The organism is Paenibacillus sp. FSL R5-0475, from assembly GCF_038004585.1.
Taxonomy (GTDB): Bacteria; Bacillota; Bacilli; order Paenibacillales; family Paenibacillaceae; genus Paenibacillus_AQ.
Map to the genome: position 1 here is coordinate 5,845,278 of NZ_JBBORK010000001.1, position 19,856 is coordinate 5,865,133.

General features: G+C 45.4%; 21 protein-coding genes. 17 read left to right on the top strand and 4 right to left on the bottom strand.

Going from position 1 to position 19,856, the window contains the following annotated elements:
- Window positions 1-49 precede the first annotated feature (49 nt).
- From MKX41_RS26195 to MKX41_RS26205, 3 genes are read right to left on the bottom strand one after another with little or no spacing between them, the layout of a single operon-like run.
- A complete protein-coding gene (locus tag MKX41_RS26195) occupies window positions 50-970 on the bottom strand; it encodes a metal ABC transporter substrate-binding protein (RefSeq protein ID WP_340973781.1) in 921 nt (306 codons plus the stop codon).
- Complete coding sequence (locus MKX41_RS26200; RefSeq protein ID WP_042184200.1) at window positions 967-1,809, bottom strand: metal ABC transporter permease; 843 nt, start codon at window positions 1,807-1,809, stop codon at window positions 967-969. Before MKX41_RS26200 ends, MKX41_RS26195 begins: the two co-directional genes overlap by 4 nt.
- Window positions 1,802-2,545, bottom strand: a complete 744-nt coding sequence (locus tag MKX41_RS26205; protein ID WP_218640868.1) for a metal ABC transporter ATP-binding protein — start codon at window positions 2,543-2,545, stop codon at window positions 1,802-1,804. The genes MKX41_RS26200 and MKX41_RS26205 overlap by 8 nt, the downstream gene beginning before the upstream one ends.
- Before the next feature lie 408 nt (window positions 2,546-2,953).
- Between MKX41_RS26205 and MKX41_RS26210 the strand changes: the two genes are divergently transcribed.
- The 14 genes from MKX41_RS26210 (at window position 2,954) to MKX41_RS26275 (ending at window position 14,461) form a co-directional block, all read left to right on the top strand.
- Window positions 2,954-3,499 carry a MarR family winged helix-turn-helix transcriptional regulator gene (locus MKX41_RS26210; protein ID WP_042193136.1) on the top strand — a complete coding sequence of 182 codons (546 nt, stop codon included), beginning with the start codon at window positions 2,954-2,956 and terminating at the stop codon, window positions 3,497-3,499.
- A gap of 28 nt (window positions 3,500-3,527) precedes the next feature.
- Window positions 3,528-4,982, top strand: a complete 1,455-nt coding sequence (locus tag MKX41_RS26215) for an aryl-sulfate sulfotransferase (RefSeq protein ID WP_042184203.1) — start codon at window positions 3,528-3,530, stop codon at window positions 4,980-4,982.
- A 22-nt stretch (window positions 4,983-5,004) separates the two neighbouring features.
- A complete protein-coding gene (locus MKX41_RS26220) occupies window positions 5,005-6,036 on the top strand; it encodes an ABC transporter substrate-binding protein (protein ID WP_340973783.1) in 1,032 nt (343 codons plus the stop codon).
- Window positions 6,037-6,047: 11 nt separating this feature from the next.
- The gene (locus tag MKX41_RS26225) at window positions 6,048-6,824 is read left to right on the top strand and encodes an ABC transporter ATP-binding protein (RefSeq protein ID WP_340973784.1); all 777 of its coding nucleotides are present in this window, start codon (window positions 6,048-6,050) and stop codon (window positions 6,822-6,824) included.
- An 18-nt stretch (window positions 6,825-6,842) separates the two neighbouring features.
- Window positions 6,843-7,619, top strand: coding sequence for an ABC transporter permease (locus MKX41_RS26230; RefSeq protein WP_042184207.1), 777 nt, complete (start codon window positions 6,843-6,845; stop codon window positions 7,617-7,619).
- A 194-nt stretch (window positions 7,620-7,813) separates the two neighbouring features.
- Window positions 7,814-8,926 (top strand): ABC transporter substrate-binding protein, encoded by a 1,113-nt coding sequence (locus MKX41_RS26235; RefSeq protein WP_042184209.1) that lies wholly within the window; start codon window positions 7,814-7,816, stop codon window positions 8,924-8,926.
- A 91-nt stretch (window positions 8,927-9,017) separates the two neighbouring features.
- Window positions 9,018-9,941: an ABC transporter permease gene (locus MKX41_RS26240; RefSeq protein WP_042184211.1), complete on the top strand. Its 924-nt coding sequence runs from the start codon at window positions 9,018-9,020 to the stop codon at window positions 9,939-9,941.
- Window positions 9,938-10,741, top strand: a complete 804-nt coding sequence (locus MKX41_RS26245; RefSeq protein ID WP_042184213.1) for an ABC transporter permease — start codon at window positions 9,938-9,940, stop codon at window positions 10,739-10,741. Before MKX41_RS26240 ends, MKX41_RS26245 begins: the two co-directional genes overlap by 4 nt.
- On the top strand, window positions 10,738-11,781 hold the full coding sequence (locus MKX41_RS26250) for an ABC transporter ATP-binding protein (RefSeq protein ID WP_340973788.1): 1,044 nt from the start codon (window positions 10,738-10,740) through the stop codon (window positions 11,779-11,781). Before MKX41_RS26245 ends, MKX41_RS26250 begins: the two co-directional genes overlap by 4 nt.
- Window positions 11,782-11,786: 5 nt before the next feature.
- Window positions 11,787-12,662 carry an alkaline phosphatase family protein gene (locus tag MKX41_RS26255; protein ID WP_340973790.1) on the top strand — a complete coding sequence of 292 codons (876 nt, stop codon included), beginning with the start codon at window positions 11,787-11,789 and terminating at the stop codon, window positions 12,660-12,662.
- 94 nt (window positions 12,663-12,756) lie between these two features.
- Window positions 12,757-13,074 carry a hypothetical protein gene (locus MKX41_RS26260; RefSeq protein ID WP_042184217.1) on the top strand — a complete coding sequence of 106 codons (318 nt, stop codon included), beginning with the start codon at window positions 12,757-12,759 and terminating at the stop codon, window positions 13,072-13,074.
- 109 nt (window positions 13,075-13,183) lie between these two features.
- Window positions 13,184-13,420 carry a DUF6953 family protein gene (locus MKX41_RS26265; RefSeq protein WP_339799838.1) on the top strand — a complete coding sequence of 79 codons (237 nt, stop codon included), beginning with the start codon at window positions 13,184-13,186 and terminating at the stop codon, window positions 13,418-13,420.
- Between the two features lie 15 nt (window positions 13,421-13,435).
- Window positions 13,436-13,708 carry a helix-turn-helix domain-containing protein gene (locus MKX41_RS26270; protein WP_262495646.1) on the top strand — a complete coding sequence of 91 codons (273 nt, stop codon included), beginning with the start codon at window positions 13,436-13,438 and terminating at the stop codon, window positions 13,706-13,708.
- Window positions 13,709-13,879: 171 nt separating this feature from the next.
- Window positions 13,880-14,461 carry a 50S ribosomal protein L25 gene (locus MKX41_RS26275; RefSeq protein WP_340973791.1) on the top strand — a complete coding sequence of 194 codons (582 nt, stop codon included), beginning with the start codon at window positions 13,880-13,882 and terminating at the stop codon, window positions 14,459-14,461.
- A gap of 66 nt (window positions 14,462-14,527) precedes the next feature.
- Here MKX41_RS26275 and MKX41_RS26280 read toward each other — a convergent pair whose 3' ends face one another.
- Window positions 14,528-16,831, bottom strand: coding sequence for a UvrD-helicase domain-containing protein (locus tag MKX41_RS26280; RefSeq protein WP_340973792.1), 2,304 nt, complete (start codon window positions 16,829-16,831; stop codon window positions 14,528-14,530).
- Between the two features lie 267 nt (window positions 16,832-17,098).
- Between MKX41_RS26280 and MKX41_RS26285 the strand changes: the two genes are divergently transcribed.
- From MKX41_RS26285 to MKX41_RS26295, 3 genes are all read left to right on the top strand, one after another.
- Entirely contained in the window at window positions 17,099-17,278 is a 180-nt protein-coding gene (locus MKX41_RS26285) for a hypothetical protein (protein WP_340973794.1), read from the top strand.
- A 289-nt stretch (window positions 17,279-17,567) separates the two neighbouring features.
- On the top strand, window positions 17,568-18,404 hold the full coding sequence (locus MKX41_RS26290) for a DUF6492 family protein (RefSeq protein ID WP_340973795.1): 837 nt from the start codon (window positions 17,568-17,570) through the stop codon (window positions 18,402-18,404).
- An 11-nt stretch (window positions 18,405-18,415) separates the two neighbouring features.
- Entirely contained in the window at window positions 18,416-19,777 is a 1,362-nt protein-coding gene (locus MKX41_RS26295) for a sugar phosphate nucleotidyltransferase (RefSeq protein WP_340975093.1), read from the top strand.
- Window positions 19,778-19,856: the final 79 nt, after the last annotated feature.

Consider the following 19,856-nt stretch of genomic DNA (forward strand, 5'->3'; position numbering starts at 1 on the left):
CGTTATTATAAAAGTTAAGGCTGTCGAGAAAAATCTCGACAGCCTTTTTTTATGACGACAATCCTTCAACGACTTTATCAATATTCCATTTAATCATCTTAATGTATGTGTCGCCTTCTTCGCCTTTCTTAGCTAAAGAATCGGTGAAAATCTTAGAATGTATCGGTACACCCGTTTCATTGGAGATGGTTTCCATTGTTTTCGGATTAACGCTCGTTTCCAAAAATAAAGCCGGCACTTGATTTTCATCAATGATTTTAATTATATTTTTCATTTGTTCTGGCGTTCCTTGACTATCGGTATTGATTTCCCAAATAAATGCGGATTCAAATCCGTAGGCTTTTGAAAAATATTTAAATGCCCCTTCGCTTGTAACTAAAATGCGTTTCTCCTGCGGGACTTTTTCTACCGATTCTTTTGCATATTGATCCAATTCATTAAGTTTCTTAACATATTCTGATTGGTTATTCAGATAAAATTCTTTGTTGTCCGGATCTTTTTCGATTACATGTTTAGTGATGATATCTACATATTTAATAGCATTCTGAACATCAAGCCAGGCATGAGGATCTTCTTGAGTTTCTTTGCCTTTTTCTGTTAGGTACATTGGAGTTACTTCATCTGAGACGGCAAAAGCGACATCCTTTTTATTAGTGACATCAAGAAGGTCTTGGAACCACCCCTTACCTGTTTCCAGGTTCAATCCGTTATAAAAAACTAAATCTGCACTAGATACTTTACTTGTATCCTTAGGTAATGGATCGTACATATGCGGGTCTGTTCCGATGGGAACCATGCTATAGACCTCAGCTTTTTCCCCTACAATGTTTTCGGTCATATCCGCGATAATGGAGTAGGTTGCAACAATCTTCAACTTGTCATGGTCTGCTTCTCCCTCACTAACGTTTGAACATGCGGTAAATAGCAAGATGAACATTGTCAAAGAGAGCATCTTTATTGTTTTTTTCATCCTTGTTTAACCCCTTTTCTTAGAAAATTATTTTTGGGCGAGATAATAAATGATATAGCAAACAAACTTACCCCTACTAGAACAATGGTGGCACTTGTAGGTAAATTGAATCTAAAGCTAATGATCACACCTATAATTCCAGATACAGCGCCGATGGTAGAAGCCAGGATAATCATGTGGATCAGCTTATTCGTCCAAAGATAAGATGTAGCTGCTGGAATAACCAGCATTGCAATCACAAGCACAATGCCTACTTGAGATAATGAGGACACAGTAACCACGGATAACAGCATCATCAATAAATAATGATAGAATCCCGTTTTTAAACCAAATGCCTTAGAGACGACAGGATCAAACGAACTAATTAACAGCTCTTTATACAACAATGAAATGATGGCTATAACAACAAGCATGATAATAAATGATTGCATTAATTCGGACTGCGGGACGGCTAAGATGTTACCAAATAAAATATGAGTTAGATCAAGCCCGCTCTTGGCGAAAGTGATTAAGACAATTCCTAGAGCGAAAAATGAGCTGAGAATAATTCCGATCGAGGTATCACTTTTGATATTGCTGCGACTTGTTATGAATTGAATGAGGATGGCCGCTAAAAGTCCAAACAATGAAGCTCCCACAAGAATGTTAATCCCTAAAATATAAGATAACGCCACACCTGGTAATACAGCATGAGACAAAGCATCGCCCATTAATGACATCTTTCTGAGTACAATAAAACTTCCTAAAACCCCTGAAACAATACCAAGAATGATAGCAGACAATCCGGCGTTAAGCGCATAGATCGGAATGTTTAATAATGATGAGAAATAGTCAATCATTTTCGGTGCCCCCCATTCCTTTGATTACAAGATTACCTAAGGAAGCCCCGTAAGCATTGAGGATATTGTCGGCTGTAAAGGTGTCTTTCACATCGCCAAAAGCAATAAGCTTTTTATTGAGAATGATTACTTTGTCAAAGTATTCTTCGACTTCATGTAAATCATGATGAACGATCAATATGGTTTTCCCTTCTTCGCGAAGCTGTTTAAGCAGTTTTACAATAATTTTCTCACTGACTAGATCTATGCCGACAAAAGGTTCGTCTAAAAAAAATACATCCGCTTTTTGGGCAAGCGCTCTGGCAATAAAAACCCTTTGAAGTTGCCCCCCGGACAAATTGCTAATTTGTTTATTTGCAAGATCACTTATATCTACCATGGCCATACATTCCTCGACGCGTTGCCGCTCTTTTTTCCCGGGGCGTTGGAAAATTCTTAAGTTTGGATAGGTTCCAGTTAGCACTGTATCGTTCACTGTGATTGGAAAAGTAAGGTCAATGTCATTTTTTTGCGGTACATATGCGATCTTCCGTTTATACTCAGAAATGTCTTTTCCCTCTACCCTCACCGTCCCGCTTCTTTTCTTGATTACTTCTAACAATGACTTAATGAATGTCGATTTTCCTGCACCATTTGGCCCGATAATTCCGATGGTGTACCCAAAGGGGATATCGATATTTACATTTTCTAGCGCTGAATTACCGAAATAATCCACGTTTAGGTTTCTAATTTCAATCATTAAAAAGCTCCTCGTCTTGAAATTTATTGATTTGTTTCCTATTGGAAACATTTATTTTAATTATCTAATTTGTTTCCCTAGGTAAACATTTGTTCTTAGGTACAATATATTTAACAATGGGCAAAATGTCAATGAAAAAGCTTAAAATTTATTTGATTTTGAATTAGTACAAGCATGCGATCTGCACCGGTATCGGGGTGATTTTTTTAGAATTAAAAATACATACTTGACAGGTAGGAATAAAGGGTTATATGATATCAGCAATACTTAAACACTAATTAAATGAACAGTGAAATAATTTATCTGAGCCGATTGGACCGCCAAAGGCTCCCGCACTTTTCCCTTGCCTGGGAGTTGTGCTGGGAGTCTTTTTTTTTGTTGGCTATGGAGAGAGATGAGGTAAGAATGAGCGATACGTATTGGAGACAGCTGGAGGAGACGGACTGGGTATTCCGCAAGATGGTCCGCAGATTTGTAAAGGAACGGGATAAGGTTGCAGTAGCAGGCATCTCTTTACCCGGCATGCTGATTCTACATAAAATCATTCGCGAGGGTGAACAGCGGCTTGGGGATTTAGCGGATGAACTGGACTTTACGTCAGGTGCGATCACCGCTTTGAGCGATAAGCTTGAGGCAGGCGGATTTACTGTGCGCAGACGTAAGGAAGGGGACCGCAGGACGGTGATGCTGGACATCACAGACAAAGGCCGGAAGATGGCAGAGCTTAACAGCAACATTGGGGAACGATGTATTTCGCTTCTGTTTGAGGGGTTCACGGAAGAGGAATTGGTGCAGCAAAGTCACTTTTATCAGCGGATCATTAGTAATCTCGAAGGATTCTCAGACATCTTGCTGAAGCTGGTGAAGGAGAATGCTGAGGCTGAAGCTTCTCCAAACCTTGAACAGAAGCCACGAGCAGTCACAAAGAAAAGTAATTATCTTAGCTATTAAAATAAATTAAATGTAGGAGAGATGAACGATGGGACATTCAACCATATTTCCAACTGGAGCAACCGTATATAATCCGAGCAAAGCGTGGAGTGGCTATACCGTATTTCAAGCGGGTGAAGAAGGTGTTGTACTGATTGATATGAACGGTAAAGAAGTGCATCTGTGGAAGGGGCTGCTCGGGTTTCCGGCTAAAATCTTCCCTGGTGGTTATGTGCTAGGCAGTACAGGAAGGAGAGATCCCAAATTTGGCATTCAGGATAATGTAGATCTGGTGCAGGTCGATTGGGACGGTAACATCGTATGGAAATATAACAGCTATGAACATATAGAAGATCCGGGTTATGAACCGCTCTGGTATGCCCGCCAGCATCATGACTATCAGCGCGAAGGCAATCCGGTGGGTTATTTTGCACCAGGGCTAGAGCCTAAGGTAGACGGTGGCAAAACCCTAATCCTCGCTCACAAAAATATCTACAACCACCAAATCTCCGACAAGCAGCTGCTGGATGACACGATTATCGAAGTGGATTGGGAAGGGAATATCGTTTGGGAGTGGGCCCCGAATGAACATTTTGCAGAGCTAGGCTTTGATGAAGCGGCGAAAAACGTCTTATTCCGTGATCCTAACTCACGCTCCTTCGGGAATCTGGGGGGCGGTGTCGGTGACTGGTTGCATATCAATTCAGCTTCGTATGTAGGACCTAATAAGTTTTACGATGCAGGCGATGAGCGTTTCCATCCAGATAACGTGATCTGGGATGCACGGGAAGCGAATATTATCGCAATTACAGATAAGCGTACCGGGGCCATCGTGTGGAGAATTGGTCCAGACTACTCACTGCCAGAATTGAAGCATATCGATTGGATCATTGGCCAGCATCATGCGCACATCATTCCGAAGGGCTTGCCGGGAGAAGGAAACCTACTCGTATTTGATAACGGAGGTTGGGGCGGTTATGGTCTTCCCAATCCATCTTCACCCTTTGGGCAAAAAAATGCACTTCGCGACTACTCTCGAATTCTAGAGATTAATCCAGTGACACTCGAAATTGAATGGCAGTATACCGCGGCAGAAGCAGGCTTCTCCGTTCCGACGGATTCCTACAAATTCTACAGTCCTTATATCAGCTCAGCACAGCGGCTTCCGAATGGCAACACCTTAATAACGGAAGGATCTAACGGTAGACTTTTCGAGGTTACGCCAGAGCATGAACTGGTCTGGGAATATATCTCACCGTATAACGATTCCAGAAATACAAACATGGTTTACCGTTCCTATCGTGTGCCTTATGCGTGGGTACCACAGCTGGAGAAGCCGGAAGAACAAGCGATTGAGCCGATAGATGTCACGCAGTTCAGAGTACCAGGAGCTGCACCTAAGGGATCGGATTCGGTAGTGAACGTGGCAACAACCCTGCCGTTTGTTGAGGGGGCTGCTTGTGTGGCGACGACTGATGAAGGTAGTAGCCGCAAAGCCAACTAATACATTTGAGGGGGATGTCGTTGTGAAAAAGTCATGGATCAGCTCAAACTTTCTGCTCTTATCCTTATCCGTTGTTATCCTATTATCAGGTTGCAGCTCCAAAGGTGATGCGTCGTCCTCTAAAGATGGAGCATTGAACGGCAAAAAAGAGACATTGAAGATTAAAATCGCTGACATCAATACGAATCCAACCTTTCGTGTGGCATTAGATAAAGGTATCTTCGCCAAACACGGGATAGACGCCGAACTAGTCAACTTTGGTTCCCCGGCAGAAGGTGTAAATGCACTCTTCATTAAACAGGTAGATGTTGCTTTCGGGGCCGATTTTCCCTTGTTGAACGCAGTGTCGAAAGGAGATTACGCTATCATCGCCTCTGCGGGTCTGGCGACAGATGAAGCTTCTACAGAATGGAAGCTGTTCGTACAGGATGATATCAAGACAGCTGAGGAATTGAAAAGCAAGAAGCTGAGCTTTATTCGTGGAACCTTCATTCCGTACCTTTGGGATGAATATTTAAAAGAGCATAACATCGCGCTCAGTGATGTGGAATTGATAGGGCAGGGAGCCTTTGACGAATCTTATATCGCTTTGAAGCAAGGGGCTGTGGATGGTGCATGGTTCTATGGTTCAGTTCTTAATGATAAGCTGGGTGCCCTTGCAGGCGTACATGAGCTGACGGATATGTCCAAAACAACCGTGCGGTTAGGGATGGGCATTGTAGCAGGGAATGATTTTGTAACGAAAAATCCAGAGGGGATCGCGAACTTTCTCGCAGCAGTGGATGAAGCAGGGGGCTATGCCCAGGCTCATCCAGATGAGGTTGCTGATTTGATGTACGAGGAAGTGAAGCAGCCTAAGGAATCGACGATCAAAGATCTTCCGAACAATCCATGGGCGCTCGGATTCACGCAGGCGGCTTATGACAGTCTGACGAAGCAGAAGAAATATATGGTCGACAATGGAATCATCGAGAAGGATTTCGATCTGGATAGCAAGCTGAATCTTGAACCGCTAACCAAAGCTTTGCCGGAAAAAGTCACGTATAAGAAATAGGAGGGTTCAGCATGTCATCACCTGCTAAGCAGCACACCATTCATATTGAGCAGCTTCGCAAGAGCTACAGTGAGTCAGCCGCTGGAGATGTTCATTATATTATTAAAGATGTGGATCTCGTAATCAAAGGCGGAGAGTTCTTCGTTCTACTCGGTCCAAGTGGCTGCGGAAAGTCGACGCTGCTGAATATGATCGCCGGATTTGTTTCCAAATCTGGCGGTAACCTTCGGGTGGATAACGAAGAGGTGAATAAGCCTGGCAGAGATCGGGCTGTTGTATTTCAGCAAGCAGATTCCTCTTTATTCCCTTGGCTAACGGTTCGAGAGAATGTGGAGTTTGGACTGCGAATGAAGAAAATCGCAAAGGCTGAACGGCGCACGATATCGGATAGGTTCATCGGACTTGTAGGACTGAACGGGCATGAGGAGAAGTTCCCGAAGGAGTTATCGGGAGGCATGAAGCAGCGTGTTCAGCTGGCACGGGTGCTTGCCAATGATCCAGCGATCCTGCTGATGGATGAACCCTTTGGTGCGCTTGATGCGATGACCCGGAGGACGATGCAGAAGGAACTGGTCAACATCTGGCAACAGACGCATAAGACGGTGATTTTTGTAACCCATGATATTCAGGAAGCCTTGCTATTGGGGGAACGGATCGGCATTATGTCTGTAGGCCCTTCCTCTAACATCGCGGACATTTATGACAATACGCTGCCTTATCCACGGGACGTAGCCTCAGCGGAATTTTATTCGCTATACAACCAGATTCAGAGCCATTTCGAAGAATAGGATAGGGTGGGACAGATGATGAAATGGGTGGAAAAGAAATGGGTTTCTGTATCCATACTATGGATTGCCGCACTTTGCGTCTGGCAGCTTGGGGCAGTGATCTACGGTCCTGATGTGATCCCTGGACCCTGGAGTACGCTTAAGGGTGGACGGGAACTTCTGGAAGACGGAACTTTGATGCAATATATAGGGATTAGCTTTTACCGGGTGCTAATTGGCTGGGTACTCGGCAGTTTAATGGCGATTCCCGTAGGTCTGATTATTGGAAAGGTGAATGTGATTCGTATCTTTGCAGAGCCTTTTCTGAACTTTATTCGTTTTATCCCGCCGATTGCATTCATTACATTGTTTCTAGTGTGGTTTGGCATTGGGGAGCAGTCGAAGATTGCATTGATTATGTACGCTACCTTTTTTATTGTGGTGCTGAATACCTTGACCGGTGTGATGTCCGTAGAGGAGGATAAAATCCGCTCAGCCCGTAGTATGGGCGCCAGTGAGTGGCAAATTCTGATTCATGTGATCGTCCCGGCGACGATACCGTATATTTTTACAGGCATCCGGTTAGCGATGGGAACCTCGTATATGGCGATTATCGGTGCGGAAATGATTGCTTCGAACGAAGGTGTAGGTTATCTGATTTGGAATTCCAGATTGTTTTTCCGGACAGATTGGATCTTTGTAGGGTTATTCTGTCTTGGCTTTATGGGCTTTTTCACGGATCGGTTATTTGGATGGTTCGGCAAGAAAGTGCTCTATAGATACGGCGTGGTAAGTGTGGCGGCGCGTAGAAGGTAGTATAGCTTTAAGCATAAACACGAGAACCGCCTGAGTGAATCAGGTGGTTTTTTGGTATGTCTTACTTTTTATTTACAAATATTCCTATCCTCCTTAATGCCGCGAAAATAGTACACGCCTATACTGCAATTGGGTGCCTAACAGTTGGAGCATAGAGAAGCCCGCAAATAAGAAATAGGAGTGAAGGGGAAATCATGAAAAAAGGGATCAAAAATCAATTATCGATGGGTCTAATGTTATCCTTGCTCGTCCTGTTGCTTGCTGCTTGTGGAAATTCGGCTAAGGCTGACGAATCAACGAATGGAAATGCTGGCACCAAAGAATTAAGTCTGACCGAGATCGAGAGTAAAGCTAAAGAAGAGGGCAGTGTTATCAGCGTGGGAATGCCGGATTCCTGGGCGAACTGGAAAGATACATGGAGTGATATGAGTAGTAAGTATGGTCTTACACATTCAGATACGGATATGTCGAGCGCGGAGGAAATTGCCAAGTTTGATGCGGAAAAAGATAAACCAACGGCTGACATCGGAGATGTAGGTATCGCTTTTGGATCGGTTGCCGTGGATAAAGGAGTAACACAACCTTATAAAACGACCTACTGGGATGAGATCCCTAATTGGGCTAAGGATAAGGACGGGAATTGGATTGTCGGCTATCAAGGGACGATTTCGTTTCTGACAAACACCAAGCTCGTGGCTAATCCACCGAAGAGCTGGGAAGATCTGAAGAACGGAAATTACAAAATCATCGTAGGTGATGTAACCAAAGCTGCTCAAGCGCAGATGGCTGTATTGGCCGCGGCGATTGCTTTTGGTGGCGATGAGTCGAACATTGAACCGGGGATTGCTTTTTTCGAAGATTTAGCTAAAAAAGGACGTCTCTCCAATGCAGAAGCTTCTCTTGCTAACATTGAAAAAGGGGAAGTAGAAGTTACCCTGCTGTGGGATTTCAACGCTTTGAACTATAGAGATCAGATCAACAAAGATGGCTTCGCGGTAGCCATTCCGAAGGAAGGCAGTGTGGTGAGCGGTTATGCAACGATCATCAACAAATATGCGCCGCATCCTAACGCTGCGAAGCTGACACGTCAATACATCCTTAGTGATGAAGGACAGATTAATCTTGCCAAAGGGTACGCTCGTCCGATCCGTGACAGTGTAATACTGCCGGATGATGTTGCGGCTAAGCTGCTGCCAAAAGAGGAGTATGTTAACGCTAAGCCTGTTGGCGATTACAAGGTATGGGAAGAAACAGCGAAGACCATTCCACAGTTATGGCAGGAACGTGTGCTTGTGCATTTGAACTAGAATTGTTCTTCCCCCAAAAAAGAAACAGGGCGCCTTCGTTACGATGCCGTAAGGTGCCCTTGTTCTATTCCCGCGACAAGGAGTGAGGAAGTTGAAACAGAAAAGCCGCGGTGTGATCCTGGCACTCATTCCGTTTGCACTGATGGTGTTGGCATTTCAGCTGGTGCCTGTATTGTCCATGCTGACGGGAAGTTTCCAAAAGGCCGATGGAACTGGACTTACGTTAGGCAATTACCTGCATGCACTGCAAAGTGCCTATTACATGCAGGCAATCAAGAACAGCTTGCTGATCTCTTTAACCTCAAGTCTGATAGGGATCATTGTCGGACTTTTTTGTGCATATTGTATTACTCGGTTCACTCCGAGGGTAAGGGACAGACTCTTAATGCTGTCGAATATGACCTCTAACTTCGCAGGAGTTCCGCTGGCTTTTGCGTATATTATTTTGCTTGGTAACAATGGAGTGTTTACGCTCTTATTCAAACAGTGGGGCTGGAGTGTTTTTACCGATTTTGATTTATATAGCTGGTCTGGTCTGATTCTGGTGTATGTCTATTTTCAGGTTCCATTAGCCTTACTGCTCTTGTATCCATCCTTTTACGGAATTCGTGAGCAGTGGAGAGAGGCGGCGTCCTTGCTGGGAGCAGGACCGTGGCAGTTCTGGAAGACGATTGGGCTGCCAATTCTAACTCCGGCGATCTTCGGCACACTGGGAATACTGTTTGCCAATGCGATGGGTGCTTATGCAACGGCATATGCTTTGGTTGGCGGGAATTATAATCTGCTGGCGGTACGTATCGGTTCACTGGTTGCTGGAGATGTGGTTACTCAGCCAGAAATGGGGAGTACGCTTGCTGTTCTGCTGGGTCTGACTACGATTTTGGCCGTCTATTTGAATCATCTGATGGTTCGGCGAACGGAGAGGTTTGGAGCTAAAGCGCTCAGTAAACCGGATGTGAAAACCAAATCTTCTCGGCGCTTGTGGACGGCAGCTAGTGAGGAGGTGGGGCAATGAATATACGTAAAGCAGGCTTCGCTCCGCGTACTTTCATGCTAATGCTCATGGTGTATTTATTACTTCCACTGCTAGCAACCGGTATTTATGCCTTCGCGCAGGACTGGCAAAATACCTTATTGCCTCAAGCTTGGACACTGAATTGGTTCGGAGAAATGTTTAAGGATATTCGTTTTTTGGAGGCGCTTTGGACCTCGCTGTATTTATGCCTGATTAGCGTGGTGCTGAGTCTGGCCGTGATGCTGCCAGCTGTTTTTGTCATCACCATTTATTTTCCGCGCTGGGAGAGCTTTATGAAAGTGATTGTTGTTCTGCCTTATGCGGTGCCTGGTGTAGTGGCTGCGGTGGGACTTATTCGTACCTATTCCTCTGGCCTCTTTGATATCGCTGGAACAGCTTATTTATTGGTGGGGGCGTATTTTGTGGTCATTCTTCCCTATATGTATCAGGGCATTCGCAATAGTCTGTTGACCGTTAACGCCGTAGAACTGCTGCATGCCGCAGAATTGCTTGGAGCCCGCCGCAGAACGGCTTTTATGAATGTGATTTTGCCAAATATCTGGCCTGGCGTTATCGTCTCTACCTTATTATCATTTTCCGTTCTGTTCGGTGAATTTGTCCTTACAAACATGCTAGTTGGCGGGCATATTCAGACGATTCAGGTGTATCTATATCAAAGAATGGGTGAAAGCGGACATTTAGCCAGTGCGATTGCCATCTCGTATTTTCTGTTTATTCTAGTCCTTTCGATGGTACTAATGAAGCTTGGCAAAAAGATGGGAGGAGGCGTTAAGGGATGAACGATTATCTGAAGCTGCAGGGAATACTCAAAATGTTTGGTGAAACCTGTGTGCTAGACAATATAGATTTGGAGATTCGTGAAGGGGAGCTTGTGACGCTGCTAGGACCTTCTGGTTGCGGGAAAAGTACGTTACTTCGCTGCATAGCTGGCCTTTCGGAGCTGGATGGCGGCAGAATCCTTCTAGAGAATAAAGATCTGGCAAATCTGCCGCCCCGTAAACGCGAGGTGGGAATGGTGTTCCAGTCTTATGCTCTATTCCCTAATCTGACGGTGAGCCAAAATATTGAGTATGGAATGAAGATGCGTGGTTTGTCCAAAGCCGCCCGACGTAGCCGCTGCGAGGAACTGCTGGCTTTAGTCGATCTAGAGGAGAAGCGGGATGTCTACCCGCAGTCACTCTCCGGTGGACAGCAGCAGCGGGTAGCGCTGGCCCGTTCTCTAGCCGTGCAGCCCAAAGTATTACTGCTGGATGAGCCCCTGAGTGCACTTGATGCCAAGATTCGTAAGAATCTACGTGCCGAAATTCGTGATATTCAGAAGCGCTTTAACATGACGACCCTATTCGTTACGCATGATCAGGAAGAAGCGCTGATTCTATCCGACCGCATCTGCATTATGAATGGTGGACGCATCGTCCAAGATGGAACACCGGAAGGACTGTACACCGCGCCGCGCACAGAGTTCGTTGCCCGGTTCATGGGCAGTTATAACGTATTGACTCGGCCAGAGGTGATGGCGCTGTTCCACGGAATAGATAGTGGGATGGACAGCTTTGCTATTCGTCCTGAAGCCGTAACGTTACTGCATGATGGGGCGGGTCAGCAGGAGGCTGCTGCCGGAGCACAACTGGTGAATGGAATGATTAAATCGGTGTCTGTGCTAGGCAATATTATTCGATGTACGGTTGAGGCTGAAGGAATCCGCTTAACGGTTGATCTTTTAAATGATGGACGCTGGCTGCGGGTTGGAGAAGGGGACAAAGTCACATTGGCGCTGAACCCTTCCGAGCTTTTACATTTAGAGCGAGAAGGAGCGTGAGTAGAATGACGGATATGACCAATAAACTCATTGTGGTTGTCTTGGACGGACTTAGATATGATGCTGCTCGCAAATACATGGGCTATCTGGAGCATCTTGTGGAGCAAGGATCCTTATCTTGTTATCGAGTACAGTCGGAGTTACCCAGTCTATCACGCCCGCTTTATGAAGTGCTCTTAACGGGTACACCCGTGTCCAAAAATGGAATTACGGCTAACCATATTGTGAGACCTAGCCATGAAGAAAGTGTATTTCATTTGGCAGTAGCCGCTAATTTGCGTACAGCTGCTGTCGCCTATCATTGGGTCAGTGAGCTTTATAATTCTGCACCCTTTGATCCACTGGCTGATCGCCATCAGCATAATGTGATGAAGCCAATTCAGCATGGCAGCTTTTATTTTGAGGATCACTATCCTGACAGTCATGTGTTTGCCGATGCCGTGTATTTACGGAGTGCTTATGATCCGCATTTTCTATACATTCACTCCATGAATATAGACGACGCCGGGCATCGTTATGGCGGGGAGAGCAAGGAATATGAGCTTTCCGTGCGTAACGCCGATGGACTGCTAGCCACTGTCTTGCCTATTTGGATGGAGCAGGGGTATAAGATTCTGATTACGGCAGATCATGGGATGAACGCAAATGGGTACCATGGAGGGGTCACCTCTTCCGAGCGGGATGTGCCGTTATATACGTTTGGAGTAGATGCATTGCCTCTGGCAAAAGAAGATCAAGCAATCCCCCAATTAAGGCTGGCTCCGTTAATGTGCCACTGCTTAGGGCTTGCTCCCTCAGCTGCAATGAGCAAGGAAGGCTTGCCCCCTTTTGTGCAAAAGCAACCACTTCATGAGGTGAATGAACCTGTGATTTTAGGATGAAAATAAAATAGTAAAGCACGATAAAAATCATATACGGGAACGCTGGATTTTTGTATACTAAATAGTATATTTTACCTAATTAGGAGGTTGTCTTTTGAGCGCTTCTAGAGCTTTGAAATGGATTACAGGCTCATTTGAAATTATTTTGGCAATTCCAATTCTGGGTGCTGCCATTGTAATTGGCACTGGGTACTCCGCACTGGGATTGATGTTTATTCTTCACCTGGTTACTTTGATTTTATCTTCAAAGAACCAAGAATCTATTTATGGTTCAGTACTCGGAATTGTAACTTCTTTACTCGCTTGGATTCCATTCGTGGGATGGGTACTACACTTGATCACAGGGATTTTGTTGATGGTAAGTGGCGGGCAGAAGACTCGTCATTCTTCGAATCATACATATCCACATTAATTCAGACATCCTAATACAGCCCGATTCGGACGTTTGTCCGGTCGGGCTGTATTCATGTTATAATGAGGGCACATTTTAGCATGAAGTACATGAAAGGAGGCACATCCATATGGAAGTAACAGCACAAGAGGTAGCAGAATGGATGGTTAAGGAAATTCGGTTTACGGGTACCTTGTATCAGACCGCGGCGATTGAATATGTGAAAGAGAATTTTGGGGAACAATTTGTATTTGTGAATGAGAATGGCAATGCCTCACTGTCCAAGGAAGTAAAGAAAGCTTTCCGGAAGCTGCACGGCGGCAAAATCGCGTGGGATCGCGATGGATTTTTGTGGGCGTGGACTTAAGCTGGAGGTGAATATATGCCGGTTATCCGTAGTAAATTAAGTGTGGTCATGGAGAATCATGATCCCAAACTCTCTATACGAAAGCTTGCTAAAGATATTAATTATCACTTTGATTCGGTTCGCCGTATGTATAAGGATGAGATGGTACAGTATCCCAGAGACTTGCTCTTAAAGCTTTGTTTATATTTTAATGTACAGCCTGGGGAACTCATCGGAATCGAAGAGTTAAATGAAAGTGATTGTACAATAGAAGAAGTGATAGGTGAACATGGTTTAAGTAAGCGTTAAATAAATTGAAAAAGTGCAGTTGGGAAGAGTTGAGGAATGGGAAGTTGAATTCACTCAAGTCTTCTTTTTTGTATGGAAAAGGGAGATTTCTGCTAAATTTGACTAGATTATATGGTCATGTTATACTTAGACTGACAAGAATTTATGGTCAAAGAGAGCAGGAAATAAAAAATGAGTAAATTTATTCAATTAAACAAGCGTACTGGCGAAACAAAGTCCCAAAAGAAATTAGCGAGAAAACAGGGACGTATCCCGGCTGTATTGTATGGAGTGGGTAAAGATACTCTAAACGTAGAAGTGGATGAAAAAGAGCTGTTGGGTACTTTGAAAAAAAATCCACGGGCTATTCTGCAAGCAAAAACAACGGACGATGAAGCAATGCCGATCATTGTTCAGCATATTCAAAAGGATTCTCTGTCAGGTAAGATCTTGCATATTGATTTCCAGCATGTGAACATGTCTGTAAATATGGATAGTAAAGTTACGATTCATTTTGCAGGGGAAGCAATCGGCGTGAAAGCCGGTGGCGTATTGCAAGTGGAATTGTATGAAGTAGAAGTTCGTTGTATGCCGGGCGTTTTGCCTACTTCTATGGAAGTAGATATTAGTAAACTTGATATTGGCGATCAGCTGCTAGTTTCTGACCTGATTTTCCAAGATGGAATCGAAGTGCTGACCGATCCGAATGCAGTAATGATTCAGATTAAGACTGTACATGAAGAAGTTGAAGAAGCAGTAGTAGCTACAGCTTAAATATATATTTATATTAAAAAAAGCAAGTTTCCAGGGAAGAGGAAACTTGCTTTTTTTGCGTGTAAATCATACGGGAACTTCTCGCTGATCCTTTGCCATAGGTGAGCTACATAAGGGACAGGGCTTTGAGGTTAGATGATCCTCTGCTCCGCCAGCTTTCATGCGTGTCCAACCAGGACAACTGTTGCCCGTGCAGTTCCATACCGGAACGACATGGGTTTTTGTTTTTGTCGTGGTCGCTCGGCTGGTCGGTAAGGATCTTGTTGTCACGGTTCTACTCACCGTAGTTGCTGCTGTGGAAGAAACCGCTGAACGGAAGGCGGATAACATGAAGCGGGAGACCTCCGCTTTTTTACCCCGATGCTGTGCAGGTGAGCTGATGAATAGCTCCTCTCGGGCTCTCGTAACGGCCACGTACGCCAGTCTCCGTTCCTCCTCTAGTGCTGCTAAGCTTGAGGCTCCGCTGCTTCCGGCAGCAAGCTTGCGGTCTTTTAACCGGTCGCCCTCCAGTGCAGAGCTATGCGGAAGAATTCCCTCAGACGCTCCAATTAAAAAGACTACAGGAAACTCTAGCCCCTTTGATTTATGAATGGTCATTAATGCAATCCGATTGCCTTGCTCTTTAGTACCTGGTTGGCGATTATGCTCGTTACGCTCCGTGACATTATCTATGAAATCAAGAAAGGCAGGGATGCTGTCGAAACGCGCCGCGGAGGATTCTAGCTCATCTAGCATTTCTTTTAACGTCTCTCTATGAAGCGTCGCTTGATGCCGTTCATTCGCTTCGATGAAATAATCATAGAATTGGGTACGAATCTGCCGGATTGCTTGTATTGGGGTCAGTTCGCGTATATTACGGATTAGATCGAGCCGATCTCTTAGTTTAGTCCCTTTGAAGTCTTCCATGCCAGGCATAGACAATAGGTGGATTAACGGTCCTTGCTTGGGCTGTCTAGCTTCCATCTGGCGGATATGATTCATACCTTTTTCACGGTTCATATATAGTGTCGGCAGGATATTTTCCATCGCTGCAAAATTTCGCCGATTCAAGGAGAGTCGCAAATGATCCACTACCGGAGAGATCAGCCAGTGCTCGTACAATAATTGCCCTTCTCCGTAATCAATATAGGGAATATCGCGTAAAAGGAGCAGTTCGAGAACGGCCCGATTGCTGCTCGAGGCCCGGTACAACATGGCGAAGTCGCTATATTCTCTTTTGCCGCTAGAGACCTCGTTTAAAATATGCTCGATCATCTGCTCGGCTTCTTCATCTGCAGTTTGCGGACGCATATATCGTGGCTGACTTCCACTACCTTTTGCGGCTTGCAGGGTTTTGGAACGCCGACGTGTATTGTGCTTGATAATGCCGTTGCCAAGTCCAACGATAGCTGGGCCTGAGCGGTAATTAATATCGAGCGTAATAACCCTTGCTCCCGGATAGAGCTTCTCGAACTCTAGAATGAACTCACTGCGCGCTCCGTTGAAGGAATAGATCGTTTGGTCATCATCACCAACCACCATTAGATTATGCTGTGGGTGAGCGACCATTTTGACAAGTTCGTACTGCAAGGCGTTTGTATCCTGGAACTCATCCACCATCACGTACAGATATCTCATCTGCAACTCTTGCAAAAGCTCCGGACGCTCCTTCAGCATCCGATAGGCAATTAAGAGGACATCATCGAAATCGATTTTGAAATTGTCTTGTTTCCATTGTTCGTATATTTCCAGAATGGATTTCATTTCTTTTTCGGCGGTGGTGCCTTCTGGTAGATCTTCCACAGTGCCCATGTTCATTTTGCAGGAAGAGAGCAGAGAGAGTACGGTTTCCGGTGGATAAGCATCCTTCGGCAGTCCGAGCTCACGCATGATCTGCTTCAATAGGATGTGCTGGCGCCGTGTCTCACTGAAAATTTCCTGTTGCAATCCTTGTCTGCGCAAGAAAAATAAGAAAAAAGAATGGAACGTACGGGCCTGAAGCCTTGCAACGTCCGCTGTGCTGACTCCCGGGAGCAGGGCGATTCGTTCGCGCATTTCTGCCGCGGCTTTACTCGAAAAAGTCAGCAATAGCAGCTGACTCGGCGAGACGCCGCGCACGGACAACAAATAACCGGTTCTGCAGATCAGAACCGAGGTTTTGCCGGAGCCTGCACCGGCCAGTGTCAGCAGCGGCCCTTTATGATGCCGCACCGCAGCAATCTGCGGGCGGTTGAGCAGGATGCCGCCTTCCTCCAGCCTGCGGAAATAAGCGGAGTCCCCCTCCTCCCGCTTCACTAGCTCCTTGCTGGTCTGTGCTGAAGCTACTGCCGCTTGCGGGATGCGTTCGCCGGTTGCTCCCAGCGGGATATTATGAAATAAGAGCTTATTCAATAGATTCACCTTCATATATTTCTGTATAGAGTGAGCTCAACAAAACTAGTTGGAGAATGGTTGAGTTCAATCTTAAAATGTGCCGATTAAAATACGCCGAAAATTTAGCCAATCTACAATATACCATCCCAGCCTTTTTACTGCACAGAAAAAAATGCTGGATATAGTATGGGGGAGTGTGGAGCTTGGTTGTGTGAATGGGGATTGGTGGGCAAGATGTACGGTATAAATCCCGTATAAATGCGGGAATTTGGCTCTGGGGGTGAAATGTGCGGTATAAATACCGTAGAAGTGCTGGAATTGGGCTCTGTGGGCGGAATGTACGGTATAAATACCGTAGAAGTGCTGGAATTTGGCTCCGGCGGCGAAAAGAACGGTATAAATCTCGTAGAAAAGCTGGAATTGGCTTTATGGACGAAAAGAAGGGCAGAAATCCCCCCGAAGTGAGCGGATTTGGCTCTGTGGGCGAAAAGAGGGGTATAAAAATACCCCAGAAGTGAGCGGGAATGGGCCCTGCGGGCGAAAAGAAGGGTATAAATCCCCCAGAAAGGAGCGGATTTGGCTCTGTGAGCGAAAAGAGGGGTATAAATACCCTAGAAGTGAGCGAATTGGGCTCTGCGGGCGAAAAGAAGGGTATAAATCCCCCCTTGTCCTCTCTTAAGTTTACAGTAAAGCCCATTCCCTTTCCTTATTATCCTCATATCCTAAAGCAAAATCATGATATGGAGATGACCGTATGCCCTCGCCCAATAAGGTCCGCATAAGACATGCCGTTACCATAGATGTACTGATTCCGGCTATCGAGAAAGATTTGGCTACACTCCCCTATGTTATTGACGCTGTCCGAACACATGTTAAGCATCCGATAGGTCGTATATTGATTGTTGCTCCAAAAAAGACACGTATACTGGATTTCTGCCGAAAAAAGGGCTGTACCTTTGTCGATGAGAATACAGTCCTCCCGATTACAAAAAAAGATATCCATTACCGTTCACGGAAATGGGAAAGATCCGGTTGGTTGTTCCAGCAATTGTTGAAGCTGAATGGTGACAAGCTGTGTACGGCTGACTATTTTTTAGTCATCGATGCAGATACGGTCTTAATCGCTCCTCATCGATTCCGTGAGAAGGGAAAGACGATTTTTTACAGCCGTAATTGGAGTCAGCCTCAGTACTTTACAACCTATAGGAAGCTAATGGGTAAGAAGGCGGCATCTGCTTCTTCTTTTGTGACGCATTATATGCTGTTTGAACGCAGCCAATTGACTCAGATGAAAAGAGAGATTGAAGCAAAGCATCAGAAGCCTTGGTATTCGGCGATTATACACAGTATGAACCGAACTAAGCAATTTGCTTTTTCTGAATTCGAAACTTATGGGAATTACCTGTATTCGAAGGATCGCGGGGGCATGAAGATCCAAAAAGCACGCAATAAAGGCCTCCATATGAATGCAGGTCAGCTGTCCAAGCAGAAGCTGAATGAGCTGGCGGAAAAGTATAGATCATTGTCTTTTCATAAACGGAAGGGGTATGTGAGAACACCGAGTAGTAAGTCCAGCGCAGGGGGGCGATAGCGTTGCAGATCGTGCTCCTTTCAGGGGGATCGGGGAAGAGGCTGTGGCCGCTGTCGAATGAGATCAGGTCAAAGGCATTTTTAAGACTTCTTCCAACAGAAAATGGCGGCATGGAGTCGATGATCGAGCGAGTATGCAGAGGACTGGATGAGGCAGGATTGTTAGATTCAAGCTGCATTGTAACCCATCGCAGTCAGGTGGAAATTACCCGCAAATCTGTTGGCAATCAGGTTGCTTTACTGGCGGAGCCACAGAAGAGGGGAACTTTTACTGCAGTTGCATTGGCGGCGAGCTATTTACATTCCGTGAAGAAAATAAACTTAGAAGAGATCGTTGTGGTCATTCCGGTGGATTCATATGTGGAGGCTTCTTTTTTCAGTCAGCTTCGGCAGTTTCCCAGCGTGCTGTCCGAATCACAAGCGGATATTGCCCTGATCGGTGTTACGCCTGAATTCCCATCCACACAGTTCGGGTATATATTGCCGAGTGAAGGTTCAGAGGGGACGTCTTTTCTAAATGTGAAGCAATTTGCAGAGAAGCCAGACGAACTGGCGGCGGCCGAGTTCATTACCTGTGGAGGACTATGGAACTGTGGGGTGTTCTCTTGCTCATTAGGATACTTGCTCTCAACTATGATGGAACGGAATCTTTCAGCAGATTACATGGAGCTAGTGGAGCATTATGACGAATTGCCAGAACGAAGTTTTGACTATGAAGTGCTTGAGCATACGCAGCGAGCGGTAGTTATTCCTTACACCGGAGTTTGGGCGGATATTGGTAGTTGGGATGCGCTTACCCCTCATTTGCAGGAAAAGGTAATTGGCAGGGGGAGCATTTCTGAGGATTCAAAAGGAACCTATTTAGTGAACGAACTCTCTTGTCCCGTACATGTCATCGGTGCCCCAGGTTTGATTGTGGCGGCGGGTGCGGATGGTATTTTGGTTGCTGGGATCGAGCAGGCGAAACGGATTAAGCAGAAGCTGGAGGGTCATGCCGCGAAGCCGATGATTGAAGAAAAGCGGTGGGGGAGCTCACGCATTCTGGATTTCTCACGAACAGCAGCAGGAGTTGAGGTTACGACTTCCAAAATCACGATGTTGGCAGGGAAGCACACCAGCTATCATTTTCACAGGCATACCAAAGAAATATGGTCTTTTCTTTCGGGCAATGGAGAGTACCGTATGAACGGCGTTCTTCATGCAGTTGCAGCCGGAGACACAGTTATAGTACCTGCCGGTGCGAGACATGGTTTGCGGGCGATTACACCACTCGAATTGATCATTATTGAACTGGTGACGTCTTCTGATGTGGGGGATTATGTACGTGTTTCTGCTGAATGGGTGGGGGAGGAAAGCGCTCCTGATCATTTGTAATTCAATAGATTGAAAAAAATCAACCGGGTTTAATCCAGCGTACATGTCCCGGTTGAATTTAATTTTAGAGTGTAGCTAA